This is a genomic window from Flavobacterium supellecticarium, assembly GCF_004801375.1.
Lineage (GTDB): Bacteria > Bacteroidota > Bacteroidia > Flavobacteriales > Flavobacteriaceae > Flavobacterium > Flavobacterium supellecticarium.
This window is the reverse complement of record NZ_SSNZ01000008.1, coordinates 1-12,860: the sequence shown is the minus strand read 5'-3', so window position 1 is coordinate 12,860 and position 12,860 is coordinate 1. Positions and strand designations below refer to the sequence as shown.

The 12,860-nt window shown below is 41.1% G+C and carries 14 protein-coding genes; all 14 read left to right on the top strand.

Annotation, left to right across the window (positions count from 1 at the left end; genetic code table 11):
* Position 1 precedes the first annotated feature (1 nt).
* A complete protein-coding gene (locus E6C50_RS14165) occupies positions 2-523 on the top strand; it encodes an NADH-quinone oxidoreductase subunit C (RefSeq protein WP_136403888.1) in 522 nt (173 codons plus the stop codon).
* A gap of 32 nt (positions 524-555) precedes the next feature.
* A complete protein-coding gene (locus tag E6C50_RS14160) occupies positions 556-1,791 on the top strand; it encodes an NADH-quinone oxidoreductase subunit D (protein ID WP_136403887.1) in 1,236 nt (411 codons plus the stop codon).
* 5 nt (positions 1,792-1,796) lie between these two features.
* A complete protein-coding gene (locus E6C50_RS14155) occupies positions 1,797-2,327 on the top strand; it encodes an NADH-quinone oxidoreductase subunit NuoE family protein (RefSeq protein WP_136403886.1) in 531 nt (176 codons plus the stop codon).
* Positions 2,328-2,331: 4 nt separating this feature from the next.
* A complete protein-coding gene (gene nuoF, locus E6C50_RS14150; RefSeq protein WP_136403885.1) occupies positions 2,332-3,699 on the top strand; it encodes an NADH-quinone oxidoreductase subunit NuoF in 1,368 nt (455 codons plus the stop codon).
* A 16-nt stretch (positions 3,700-3,715) separates the two neighbouring features.
* Complete coding sequence (locus tag E6C50_RS14145) at positions 3,716-4,744, top strand: 2Fe-2S iron-sulfur cluster-binding protein (protein WP_136403884.1); 1,029 nt, start codon at positions 3,716-3,718, stop codon at positions 4,742-4,744.
* A 6-nt stretch (positions 4,745-4,750) separates the two neighbouring features.
* Complete coding sequence (gene nuoH, locus E6C50_RS14140) at positions 4,751-5,782, top strand: NADH-quinone oxidoreductase subunit NuoH (RefSeq protein ID WP_136403883.1); 1,032 nt, start codon at positions 4,751-4,753, stop codon at positions 5,780-5,782.
* Positions 5,783-5,797: 15 nt separating this feature from the next.
* Positions 5,798-6,343: a NuoI/complex I 23 kDa subunit family protein gene (locus E6C50_RS14135; RefSeq protein WP_136403882.1), complete on the top strand. Its 546-nt coding sequence runs from the start codon at positions 5,798-5,800 to the stop codon at positions 6,341-6,343.
* Positions 6,344-6,345: 2 nt separating this feature from the next.
* Positions 6,346-6,852 (top strand): NADH-quinone oxidoreductase subunit J family protein, encoded by a 507-nt coding sequence (locus E6C50_RS14130; protein WP_136403881.1) that lies wholly within the window; start codon positions 6,346-6,348, stop codon positions 6,850-6,852.
* 5 nt (positions 6,853-6,857) lie between these two features.
* Positions 6,858-7,178, top strand: coding sequence for an NADH-quinone oxidoreductase subunit NuoK (nuoK, locus tag E6C50_RS14125; RefSeq protein WP_136403880.1), 321 nt, complete (start codon positions 6,858-6,860; stop codon positions 7,176-7,178).
* Between the two features lie 6 nt (positions 7,179-7,184).
* The gene (nuoL, locus tag E6C50_RS14120) at positions 7,185-9,071 is read left to right on the top strand and encodes an NADH-quinone oxidoreductase subunit L (RefSeq protein WP_136403879.1); all 1,887 of its coding nucleotides are present in this window, start codon (positions 7,185-7,187) and stop codon (positions 9,069-9,071) included.
* Positions 9,072-9,081: 10 nt separating this feature from the next.
* The gene (locus E6C50_RS14115; RefSeq protein WP_136403878.1) at positions 9,082-10,515 is read left to right on the top strand and encodes a complex I subunit 4 family protein; all 1,434 of its coding nucleotides are present in this window, start codon (positions 9,082-9,084) and stop codon (positions 10,513-10,515) included.
* Between the two features lie 15 nt (positions 10,516-10,530).
* Entirely contained in the window at positions 10,531-11,898 is a 1,368-nt protein-coding gene (locus E6C50_RS14110; RefSeq protein WP_136403877.1) for an NADH-quinone oxidoreductase subunit N, read from the top strand.
* Positions 11,899-12,149: 251 nt separating this feature from the next.
* Complete coding sequence (locus tag E6C50_RS14105) at positions 12,150-12,605, top strand: T9SS type A sorting domain-containing protein (RefSeq protein WP_136403876.1); 456 nt, start codon at positions 12,150-12,152, stop codon at positions 12,603-12,605.
* A gap of 59 nt (positions 12,606-12,664) precedes the next feature.
* Positions 12,665-12,860 (top strand): hypothetical protein (locus tag E6C50_RS14100; protein ID WP_136403875.1); only part of this gene is annotated, 196 nt, incomplete at its 3' end.

Below are 12,860 nucleotides of genomic sequence, written 5' to 3'. Positions count from 1 at the left end.
AATGGCTTTAGAAACCTCAGTAATACAAAAAAAACTAATTGAAAACTTCGGTTTAAAAGTATCCGATTTCTTTCAACAACATGATATTTTCACTTTTGAAGTAGCATCAGACTCTATCGTAGAAGTTATGAAATTTCTAAGAGATGATGCTACTTTACGTTTTAATTTCCTAACCGATTTGTGTGGTATTCATTACCCGGATTACGAAAAAGAACGTCAGTTTGCCGTGGTATACCACATGCACAACTGGATGGACAACGTTCGTATCCGTATCAAATGCTATTTGGATGGCGATAAACCGGAAATCGATTCGGTTACCGGACTATTCCTGAGTTCCAACTGGCAGGAAAGAGAAACCTATGATTTTTACGGGATTATTTTCAAAGGCCATCCGCAATTGAAACGTATCCTGAATATGGATGAAATGACATCGTTCCCGCTTCGAAAAGAATTCCCTATGGAAGACAGCGGACGAACCGATAAAGACGACCGATTCTTCGGTAGAACATCCCAAAATTGCTAATAGTAACCTGAAAAAAATATTTTACAGCTAAAATGTCAGATCTATTATTATCACCGGAACACCGATATGCGAAAGAAATCGAAAAGAGACGCAATGAAGACGGCAGCGAACTTTCCATATTAAACCTGGGGCCAACGCACCCGGCGACACACGGTATTTTCCAGAATATCCTCCTGATGGACGGAGAACGGATTCTGGACGGTGAAGGAACTGTGGGTTATATCCACCGTGCTTTCGAAAAAATTGCCGAAAACAGACCGTTCTACCAGATTACGGTTTTAACCGATCGTATGAACTATTGCTCCGCTCCTATTAATAATATGGGTTGGTGGATGACACTGGAAAAAGCACTTGGAATTGAAGTTCCAAAACGCGTACAATACCTTCGTGTTATTATAATGGAGTTAGCCCGTATTGCCGATCACATTATTTGTAGTTCGGTTATGGGTGTGGATACCGGAGCCTTAACCGGTTTCTTATATGTATTCCAGTTCCGTGAAAAAATCTATGAAATTTACGAAGAAATCTGCGGTGCCCGTTTAACAACAAACATGGGTCGTATCGGAGGTTTCGAAAGAGAATGGAGTCCGGAAGCTTTTAAAAAGATCGATGCCTTTTTGGAAGAGTTCCCTCCTATATGGAAGGAGTTTGAAAACCTGCTAACCCGTAACCGTATCTTTATGGATCGTACGATCGGGGTTGGCGCTATTTCTGCCGAAAAAGCAATTAGCTATGGTTTTACCGGCCCTAACCTGCGTGCTGCCGGTGTCGATTATGACGTTCGTGTGATGCAACCGTACAGTTCCTACGAAGATTTTGAATTTAATATCCCTGTAGGAAAACACGGTGATACGTACGATCGTTTTTGCGTGCGTAATGCCGAGGTATGGGAAAGTTTAAGTATTATCCGTCAGGCATTGGCAAAACTTCCGGAAGGACCTTTCCACGCCGATGTTCCGGATTATTACCTGCCTCCAAAAGACGAAGTATACCACAATATGGAAGCCCTTATCTACCACTTTAAAATTGTGATGGGGGAAGTTCCGGTTCCGTTAACCGAAGTATACCATCCGGTAGAAGGCGGTAACGGAGAAGTTGGTTTCTATTTGATCACCGACGGTAGCCGTACACCATATCGCTTGCATTTCAGAAGACCTTGTTTTATCTATTACCAGGCGTATAACGATATGGTACGGGGACAAATGCTTTCGGATGCGATCGCAACTTTGTCGAGTCTTAACGTAATTGCAGGTGAATTAGACGCATAAGGATTATGGAAAATACACAGTATAAACAAGAAATAAATATCACGCCGGAACTGATGACGCGTATTAACGAGTTAATTGGCCATTATCCGGACGACAAAAGAAAATCGGCTTTATTGCCGGTATTACACGAAGTACAGGATGCACACGAAAACTGGTTAAGTTATCCGTTAATGGATAAAGTAGCCGAAATCTTAAACATCCAACCGATTGAAGTATATGAGGTCGTATCATTTTATACAATGTACAACCAGAAACCAATCGGAAAATATATGTTCGAGTTTTGCCGTACTTCCTGTTGTGCCGTTCGCGGTGCCGAAGATCTGATGGATTATACCTGCGAAAAACTGGGTATCAAAGAAGGTGAAACCACTCCGGACGGTATGTTTACCGTTGTGGGTGTGGAATGCCTTGGTGCCTGCGGATACGCTCCGATGATGCAGGTTGGTGATTTCTATAAAGAGCACCTGACCAAAGAAAAGGTAGATACCATCATCGCGGAATGCAGAGAAGGAAAAATCAACTTACACGATAAATAATACCATGGGAAGAAAGATATTATTAGACAAGATAAATATTCCAGGTATCAAAACCTACGAAGTGTACCGCCAGAACGGGGGTTATGCTTCTGTTGAAAAAGCACTGAAAACATTAACTCCAGACGAAGTAACCGAAGAAGTAAAAACTTCCGGATTGCGTGGTCGTGGTGGAGCGGGTTTCCCCGTGGGACTAAAATGGAGTTTTATCGATAAAAAATCGGGTAAACCTAGACACCTGGTTTGTAATGCCGACGAATCGGAACCGGGTACTTTTAAAGACCGTTTCCTGATGGAATATATCCCACACTTATTAATTGAAGGTATGATCACGTCCAGCTATGCGTTGGGTGCAAATCTGTCCTATATCTATATCCGGGGGGAATATATGTGGGTATTTAAAATCCTGGAAAGAGCCATCAAAGAAGCTTACGCGGCCGGATGGTTAGGAAAAAACATCTTAGGAACCGATTTCTCTTTGGACCTTCATGTACATTGTGGTGCCGGAGCCTATATCTGTGGTGAGGAAACTGCTTTGATCGAATCATTGGAAGGAAAAAGAGGAAACCCACGAATCAAACCACCATTCCCGGCGGTTAGCGGTTTATGGGCCAATCCTACCGTAGTAAACAACGTAGAATCCATTGCAGCTGTGCCTTGGATCATTAATAATTCCGGAGCAGATTATGCCGCTATCGGAATCGGACGTTCTACAGGAACTAAATTGATTTCGGCTTCCGGACATATCAAAAACCCGGGTGTATACGAAATCGAATTGGGATTAAGTGTGGAGGAATTTATGAATTCCGACGAGTATTTAGGTGGAATGATGAACGACAGACCGCTTAAAGCTTTGGTTCCGGGAGGTTCTTCCGTGCCAATCTTACCGGCACATTTAATCTATAAAACCGCAAACGGAGACGACCGTCTAATGACATACGAATCGTTGAGCGACGGTGGTTTTGCTACCGGTTCCATGTTGGGTTCCGGTGGATTTATTGTCTATAACGACACGACTTGTATCGTACGAAATACCTGGAATTTTTCCCGTTTCTACCACCACGAAAGCTGCGGACAGTGTTCGCCATGTCGTGAAGGTACCGGATGGTTGGAAAAAGTATTACACCGAATCGAAAACGGTCACGGACGTATGGAAGATATCGACCTGCTTTGGGACATTCAGAGCAAAATCGAAGGAAACACAATCTGTCCGTTGGGTGATGCTGCTGCATGGCCGGTGGCTGCCGCAATTCGTCACTTTAGAGACGAGTTCGAATACCACGTTCGTTTCCCGGAAAAGATCAAAAACAGAGATCACTTTGTGGAAGAACCTTTCGAAAAGGTACGCCACTTAATTGCAAAACAAACAGTATAAAGTCAAGAATCGCACTATGAAAGTTACTATAGACGGTCACGAAATAGAAGTAGAACCAGGAACCACTATCCTGCAGGCTGCCCGAATGATTGGAGGAGAATCCGTTCCGCCGGCAATGTGTTATTACTCCAAATTAAAAGGAAGCGGAGGAAAATGCCGTTGCTGTTTAGTAGAAGTTTCCAAAGGTAGTGATGCCAATCCTACGCCAATGCCAAAATTGATGGCATCGTGCGTAACTGGTGTTATGGACGGTATGGAAGTAAAAAGTATCTCTTCACCAAGAGTTCAGGAAGCGCGTAAATCGGTTACCGAATTCTTATTAATCAATCACCCGCTGGATTGTCCGGTTTGTGATCAGGCTGGTGAATGTGATCTGCAAAACCTAAGTTTTAACCACGGAAAATCCGAAACCCGTTTTATCGAAGAAAAAAGAACCTTCGAACCGGAAAACATCGGTGAAAATATTCAGTTACACATGAACCGTTGCATCCTTTGCTACCGTTGTGTGATGACAGCCGATCAGTTAACCGACGGACGTGTGCACGGTGTGGTAAACCGCGGGGATCATTCGCAAATTTCAACCTGTATTTCCAAAGCGATCGATAATGAATTCTCCGGAAACATGATCGACGTATGTCCGGTTGGTGCTTTAACCGATAAAACTTTCCGTTTTAAATCGAGAGTTTGGTTTAACAAACCATTCAATGCGCATAGAGACTGTGATAAATGTTGTGGAAAAACAACCGTTTGGATGTTCGGAAACGAAATTCAGCGTGTAACAGCCCGTAAAGACGAATACCACGAAGTGGAAGAGTTTATCTGTAACAGCTGTCGTTTTGACCATAAAGATGTAAACGACTGGGTAATCGAAGGACCTCGTAAATTCGAGAAATTCTCCGTAATCAACCAGAACAACTACACCCGTAAACTGGACAAAGTAACGATCGAAACCGAAAAACAAATCCTTTTAGGTCGTGATCAGGACAGAAAGAAAATCAGTATGGTGGAAGTTCCGCTTAAGAACACCGAAAATTCTAAATCATAATACGCCATGGAGAGTACGATAATTATAGAAAAAAGTGTCATTATTATTGCGGTTTTCGCTTTAACCATGCTAATGGCCATGTATTCTACTTTGGCCGAACGTAAAATCGCGGCCTGGCTTCAGGATCGTGTCGGACCCAACCGTGCCGGTAAAGGAGGAATCCTGCAACCACTTGCCGATGGTCTGAAATTGTTTTCAAAAGAAGAATTCCTACCGAATACCCCTAATAAATTCCTGTTTGTAATCGGACCTGCCATTTCCATGAGTATGGCTTTGATTACAAGTGCGGTAATTCCATGGGGTGACAAATTGCATTTGTTCGGACGTGATATTATCCTTCAGGCTACCGATATCGACGTAGCCATGCTGTTTATCTTCGGCGTTTTGTCGGTGAGTGTATACGGTATTATGATTGGTGGATGGGCGTCTAACAATAAATTCTCCCTGATGAGTGCTATGCGTGCCGGGTCGCAAATGATCTCGTACGAGGTAGCGATGGGATTAGCAATCATTGCTTTGGTGATGATGTCCGGAACGTTGAGCTTACGTGAAATTGCAGCACAACAATCCGGTATGAACTGGAATATTTTCTACCAGCCGCTTGGATTCCTGATCTTTTTGGTGTGTTCGTTTGCCGAAACCAACAGAACACCATTTGACCTTGCCGAGTGTGAGGCCGAGTTGATCGGTGGTTACCATACGGAATATTCGTCTATGAAAATGGGATTCTATTTATTCGCCGAATACGCGAGTATGTTTATCTCATCCACGATTCTGGCCGTATTGTATTTCGGAGCCTATAACTACCCGGGAATGGACTGGGCTGTTGAAAACTGGGGTGTAAATATCGCTAACGTTATCGGAATGGTGGTACTTTTCGCCAAAATCTGTTTCTTCATCTTCTTCTATATGTGGATTCGATGGACGATCCCGAGATTCCGATATGACCAGTTGATGAATTTGGGATGGAAGATGTTAATTCCTCTGGCCATTGTAAACATTGTTATAACGGGAGCAGTAATATTACTTTTCCAATAATAAAATAATACAGAAATGTCATTAGATACAGTTTCATTATCAGGAAGAAAAAAAGAGGTTTCCAACAAAAAGATGACTTTTTGGGAAAGCCTTTACCTGGTTGCGATCGCAAAAGGTTTAGTCATTACGATCCGCCACTTGTTTAAACGAAAAGTTACCATTAAATACCCGGAACAAAAACGGGAATTTAGCCCGGTATATCGCGGTCAGCATATGTTAATGCGCGATGACGAAGGTCGTGAGCGTTGTACTGCCTGCGGACTTTGTGCGCTTTCCTGTCCGGCTGAGGCAATCACAATGAAAGCCGAAGAGCGTAAACCGGAAGAAAAACATTTATACCGCGAAGAAAAATACGCTTCGATCTACGAAATCAATATGTTGCGTTGTATTTTCTGCGGATTATGTGAAGAGGCTTGTCCGAAACAAGCGATTTACCTTACAAAATCAAAGGTTATCGTTAAATCGAACAGCAACCGTGAAGATTTTATCTACGGAAAAGACAAATTGGTAATGCCGTTGGAAATGGCCATCCAAAATACTAACCAGAATAAGGCAAGTTAATTATGATTGAAGTTTTATTTTATATACTATCGACCATTACACTAGGTACGGCACTGCTTACTATCTTTAGCAGAAACCCGATCCACAGTGCGATTTATCTGGTTATCTGTTTCTTTTCGATTGCAGGACATTACCTGTTACTAAATGCGCAGTTCCTTGCAATTGTACACGTTATCGTATATTCTGGTGCCATCATGATCCTGATGTTGTTTACCATCATGTTGATGAACCTGAACAAAGAACACGAAAAACACAAACCAAAACTGATTATCATTGCTGCCACCATCGCCTTCTGTTTGGTTGCGTTGGTATTATTGGCTGCTTTACTAAAAACCAAACCGGTTGTAGAAAGTTATTACAATTCGGGTACCGACTTCCAGTCGATTAAAGTATTAGGTCAGGTATTATTAAACGAATACATGGTTCCATTCGAATTTGCTTCGGTATTACTATTGGTAGCCATGATCGGTGCGGTATTAATCTCTAAAAAAGAAAAACAAAAAGCCTAATTGATATGGAACATATTTTAAAAGAAATAGGTGTAGAAACGTACTTATATTTATCGGCTCTACTATTCAGCATAGGTGTTTTTGGAATCCTTTTGCGTAGAAATGCTATCATCATGTTTATGTCTATCGAGATTATGTTGAATGCCGTGAATCTGCTATTGGTTGCGTTTTCAACCTTCCATCAGGATGCTTCCGGACAAGTATTCGTATTTTTCTCGATGGCTGTGGCTGCTGCCGAAGTTGCCGTAGGTTTAGCGATTCTGGTTTCGATTTTCCGTAACCTTGGATCGATTGATATTGATAATTTAAAGAATTTAAAAGGATAATCCCTAATGGAGACAAGTTTCGTTTTACTCTTATTATTGGCCCCTTTTGTCGGGTTTTTATCTAATATATTTTTTGGAAAACAGCTCGGTAAAACCGGTTCCGGTGTTTTGGGAACATTAGCCGTAGTGGTTTCCTTCTTTGTTTCCTGCTACTTCTTTTCGCAAGTAAGTGGAAGCAAACAACCTATTAATGTACATTTATTCGACTGGATTTCACTTGGAAAATTCAGCATTAATTTCGATATACTATTAGATCAGTTATCCCTGTTATGGTTGCTGTTCGTTACCGGTATCGGATCGTTGATCCATATCTACTCGATCAGTTATATGCATGACGACGAAAACATCCATAAGTTTTTCGCCTACCTGAATTTGTTTATTTTCTTTATGATTACTTTGGTAGTGGGAAGCAACTTATTAATCATGTTTATCGGATGGGAAGGCGTTGGATTATGTTCTTACCTGTTAATCGGGTTCTGGCATAAAAACCAGGAATATAACGACGCTGCTAAAAAAGCATTTATCATGAACCGTATCGGAGATTTAGGTTTCCTGATCGGAATCTTTATCATCGGATATTTATTCAATACATTGGATTTTAACGTAATCAAACAAGCGGTATTAACGGGATCAAATCCTGAAGTAGCTGGTTGGTTGAGCATTGCAACACTGTGTTTATTTATCGGAGCTTCCGGTAAAAGTGCGCAAATTCCGTTGTATACCTGGTTACCGGATGCGATGGCAGGACCAACTCCTGTTTCGGCTTTAATCCACGCTGCAACCATGGTAACAGCCGGTATCTTTATGATTACCCGTTTGAATTTCTTATTCGACCTGACACCGGATGTTCAGAATATCATTGCCGTGGTTGGAGCCATCACTTCGTTGGTAGCCGCTTCTATCGGATTGGTACAAAACGATATCAAAAAAGTATTGGCCTACTCTACCGTTTCCCAGTTGGGATTAATGTTCCTGGCTTTAGGTTTGGGCGCTTATGAGGTAGCGGTATTCCACGTAATCACACACGCTTTCTTTAAAGCTTGTTTGTTCTTAGGTTCCGGTTCGGTTATCCACGCTTTACACGGCGAACAGGATATGCGTAGAATGGGTGGTTTAAAAGGCGCGATGAAAGTTACTTTCCTTACGTTCCTATTGGCAACCCTTGCTATTTCGGGTATTCCACCATTTGCCGGTTTCTTCTCTAAAGACGAAATCCTGATGGTAGCTTTCCACGAAAACAAAGTATTATGGGTAATCGCGGCTGTAGCTTCTATTATGACCGCTTTCTATATGTTCCGTTTGTTATACCTGACGTTCTTTAAAGAATTCAGAGGTACCGAAGAACAAAAACATCATTTACACGAAAGTCCGATGCTGATTACCTTCCCATTGATGGTGTTAGGGGTATTATCGGTAGTGGGTGGTGCGATTAGTCTGCCTGGAAATAGTTGGTTAAACCATTATCTGGAGCCGATTTTTGCACATGCACCACATGAAGCACATCATTTGGGTACAACCGAATATATGCTAATGGCTTTTGCCGTTGTGGGCGCGCTTATCGGTATCGGAATTGCGTATTCCAAATACATCAAAAAATCAGAAGTTCCGGCAGAAGACAGCGAGATCACTGGTTTTGCGAAAGTGTTATACAACAAATACTATGTGGACGAAGCCTATATGGCCGTAATTGTAAAACCAATTTATTCGTTGTCAAAATTCCTTAGGGATTATATTGAGACCGGATTGTCGCAAATTATCTTCGGATTCGGAGCAGTTGCCGACGGGTTGGCTTTACAAGGTAAAAAATTACAAAACGGAAATATTGGTTTTTATTTATTCGCCTTTGTATTCGGACTTTGTTCGGTAGTGTTTTATTTATTCTTTTTACGATAATCTATTAAAAATGGACGTAACAATAGTACTCTTAATCTTATTACTCGGAGCGGTTGTCACTTATTTTTCAGGAAATAAAGCGGCATCCAAAGTAGCGTTGCTTTTTAGCGCAGTTGCTTTTGGCGCTTCCCTTATGATTTTAAACCAATATAATCAGGGAATCGACTGCGGTTTTTCAGCAGTCTGGATGACCAATCCTAATATTCTTTTCTCCCTAAAAGCAGACGGCCTGGCTTTAGCAATGGTACTTTTAACGACCGTATTAACGCCGTTAATCATCCTGTCTTCTTTCGGAAATAACTTTAACAACGCCAAAAACTTCTACGCTTTAGTGATGTTTATGGCATTTGCGATGACGGGGACATTCCTGGCATCCGACGGTTTCTTATATTATATTTTCTGGGAACTTTCGTTAATCCCGATTTATTTTATCGCATTACTTTGGGGTAATGGTGATGCCGCCGAACGCAAAAAAGCAGTGATCAAATTCTTTATCTATACGTTTGCCGGTTCATTATTTATGTTGGTTGGGTTTATCTACCTGTACCAAAAAGCCGGAAGCTTCCAATTGGATAAATTATATGCGTTGGAATTATCCGCTACAGAAGAATTCTGGATTTTCCTGGCGTTTTTCTTTGCCTATGCGATCAAAATTCCAATCATCCCATTCCATACCTGGCAGGCCAATGTATACCAGAAAGCACCAACTGTTGGAACCATGCTTTTGTCCGGTATCATGCTTAAAATGGGATTGTATTCGGTAATCCGCTGGCAATTGCCAATCGCGCCGAATGCCGCCCAGGAATTGCTATATACCATTGTTGGTCTAAGTATTGCCGGTGTTATTTACGGTTCGATTGTAGCCTTAAAACAACGCGATTTAAAGAAATTATTAGCCTATTCGTCTTTGGCGCACGTAGGATTAATCGCTGCCGGATGTTATACACTAACACTAGATGGTTTACGCGGTGCCGTATTGCAAATGATCGCACACGGTTTTGTAATCGTAGGTTTGTTCTTTGCAGCCGAAATCATTTACCGTCGTTTCGAAACCCGTACCATTGCCGATATGGGCGGAATCCGTTCGCAATCTCCAAAATTCACGTCCATGTTTATGATTCTGGTATTGGCATCGGTTGCTTTACCGGGGACGTTTAACTTTGTAGGTGAGTTTACCGTATTATACAGTTTGTTCCAAACCAATCTGGCCTTTGCCATCGTAGGCGGAACGACTATCATCCTGGGAGCATTCTATATGTTGCGTATGTTCCAACAGGCCATGTTAGGAGAAACAAATGCAAAACCATTTGCAGATGTGAGCTTTAATGAAGGAATTGTTTTTGTGCTAATCATCGGATTTTTATTGTTCTTCGGATTGTATCCGAAACCAATCATCGATTTGATTACGCCAAGTATACAAGATATTTTAGTACATATTAAATAAATTTAGTCCAGCATAATGAGTACAATAATAGCAATTGCAGTATTAGGGGTTGTTTGCCTTTTAGCTGAAATTTTTAACTTACGAAAAGCCATTATTCCAATAACCGTTGCCGGTTTGTTGGCGATATTGGGTATGACCGTGACTGAATTTAACACAACCGAAAGCTACTATAACAATATGATTGTTGTAAACCGTTTTACGGTGGCTTTTTCAAGTCTGTTTATTCTGCTAACCCTTTTCCTGGTTACGCTGAGTCATCATTTTTACAAAAATCGTCCGTCTAAAGTTTCTGATTTTATCGCGATCAAAATTTTCCTTTTATTAGGAGCTGTCGCAATGGTATCGTTCGGAAACCTGGCGATGTTTTTCTTAGGTCTTGAGATTTTATCCATTTCATTATATATCCTTGCCGGAAGTAAGCCTTTGAGTCTGAAAAGTAATGAGGCCGGTATGAAATATTTCCTGATGGGATCGTTTGCATCCGGTGTGATCCTTTTTGGTATTGCTTTAATTTATGGTGCTGTCGCTTCATTCGACATGAATATGATCTACGAAGCATCCAATTCGGCTGCAACGGGCGATTGGTTTTATATCGGGGTATGCATGATTACCGTAGGAATGTTGTTTAAAATTGCTGCCGTTCCATTCCATTTCTGGGCTCCGGATGTATACGAAGGTGCTCCTGCTTTGACTACCGCTACAATGAGTACATTGGCAAAAGTAGTGGCTATGGCGACTTTCTTTAAACTAAACATGGCCATGAACGGTAATATGAATTTTGCTTACGAAACCGTAATCGTGATCATTTCGATCTTCTCAATGACCGTTGGTAATATTATGGCATTACGTCAGAACAATATCAAAAGAATGTTGGCCTTTTCGGGTATTTCACATGCCGGATTTATGCTGATGGCACTTTTAAACCTGTCGAACACTACCGGAAGTTTGTTTTACTATGTGACGGCTTATACCCTTGCCGGTATTGCTGCTTTTGCTGTAATCCTTTACGTATGTAACGATAAAGACGATGAAAGCATTACCTTCTTTAACGGACTTGGAAAAAATAATCCTGTAATGGCTGCTGTTTTATCGGCATCCTTATTATCGATGGCCGGTATTCCGATTTTCTCCGGATTCTTCGCCAAATTCTTTATCCTGAATCAAACACTACAGGCCGGTTACCTGATTCTGGTTATTGCCGGTATCATTAACTCCATCATCAGTGTATATTACTATTTTAAAGTAATCAGCGCGATGTATACCAAAGAGCCGAATGAAGCTAAAAAACCGGTTCCGTTCGAATATTATGTGGTAGCTGTACTGGCTATCGGACTGAATATCGCGATCGGTTTATTCCCTTCCTGTCTAATGGATTTACTATAGCCAATAATACAAACATTCATTTATACACTAAAAGAGTCATCAGGAAACTGGTGACTTTTTTTGTTGGCGTATCTGATAGTTATTATAAGCACCTTAAAAAATTTCAGCTATTTTTTGCAACCTAAAAGCCAAATTCGGGCACATAATATCCAATTCTCATTCCACACGCCTCACTCCTGATTTTTTTAAACATTTTTTTCTAACTTATGCTTTAAACAATCGTCCTCCATACTAATTAAATCCAAATCACTATGAAGGTCGCTATTCTACCATTGATCACTATTCTGAGTTGTTTTTTATGCAGCTCCATCGACACCAAAGCACAAACCCTACATTTTTCTTACGATACCGCCGGGAATCAAATCACCAGAGCACTAATCTGTAAAGAATGCATCGGAGTTGTCGAACCTGGAGTCAATCGGATTGCCAGACCTGATACTATTCCGTTAAAACCAAAAGAACAACTCCAGTATTACCCTAATCCGGTGATTGATGAATTATATCTGAAATGGTCTTCTGTAAACAATAAATTACTGGTGTCCATTGCGCTTTATTCCATAAACGGACAACATATAAGGGCTTTTTCAAATCTTGAAAGACAATCCGGTTTTAAAATCCCTTTTTCAGGCTATCCCTCTGGTATTTATAGTCTGATTTTCAACTATACTAATGGCGAACAGCAGGTGCTTACCATCATCAAAAAATAACGTCCTGATTCCCTACCCCAAAACTTCAAAATTGTAAAACGCCCATAATAAATTCTAATATGATTAGGAAACTATTACATCTTACAATGCTTTTGTGGTACTATACAGCATTTCCACAGCAGCAGCCGTTTCACGATACACAGGGAAAACTGGAAATTTCCAATGCGGGACAAACCACCTATACCCTGCCTATTGCGCTGCCTCCCAGTTTGAAAAATACCAGTCCGCTTATCAATATCGTATATCAAAGTGGTC

Bases quoted from the DNA above. Each gene is read 5' to 3' on its own strand.
- E6C50_RS14115 (WP_136403878.1), top strand. From the start codon at position 9,082: ATGGACGTAACAATAGTACTCTTAATCTTATTACTCGGAGCGGTTGTC.
- nuoF (WP_136403885.1), top strand. From the start codon at position 2,332: ATGGGAAGAAAGATATTATTAGACAAGATAAATATTCCAGGTATCAAA.
- nuoK (WP_136403880.1), top strand. From the start codon at position 6,858: ATGGAACATATTTTAAAAGAAATAGGTGTAGAAACGTACTTATATTTA.
- nuoH (WP_136403883.1), top strand. From the start codon at position 4,751: ATGGAGAGTACGATAATTATAGAAAAAAGTGTCATTATTATTGCGGTT.
- E6C50_RS14110 (WP_136403877.1), top strand. From the start codon at position 10,531: ATGAGTACAATAATAGCAATTGCAGTATTAGGGGTTGTTTGCCTTTTA.
- E6C50_RS14155 (WP_136403886.1), top strand. From the start codon at position 1,797: ATGGAAAATACACAGTATAAACAAGAAATAAATATCACGCCGGAACTG.
- E6C50_RS14130 (WP_136403881.1), top strand. From the start codon at position 6,346: ATGATTGAAGTTTTATTTTATATACTATCGACCATTACACTAGGTACG.
- E6C50_RS14165 (WP_136403888.1), top strand. From the start codon at position 2: ATGGCTTTAGAAACCTCAGTAATACAAAAAAAACTAATTGAAAACTTC.
- E6C50_RS14145 (WP_136403884.1), top strand. From the start codon at position 3,716: ATGAAAGTTACTATAGACGGTCACGAAATAGAAGTAGAACCAGGAACC.
- E6C50_RS14135 (WP_136403882.1), top strand. From the start codon at position 5,798: ATGTCATTAGATACAGTTTCATTATCAGGAAGAAAAAAAGAGGTTTCC.
- E6C50_RS14160 (WP_136403887.1), top strand. From the start codon at position 556: ATGTCAGATCTATTATTATCACCGGAACACCGATATGCGAAAGAAATC.
- E6C50_RS14105 (WP_136403876.1), top strand. From the start codon at position 12,150: ATGAAGGTCGCTATTCTACCATTGATCACTATTCTGAGTTGTTTTTTA.
- nuoL (WP_136403879.1), top strand. From the start codon at position 7,185: ATGGAGACAAGTTTCGTTTTACTCTTATTATTGGCCCCTTTTGTCGGG.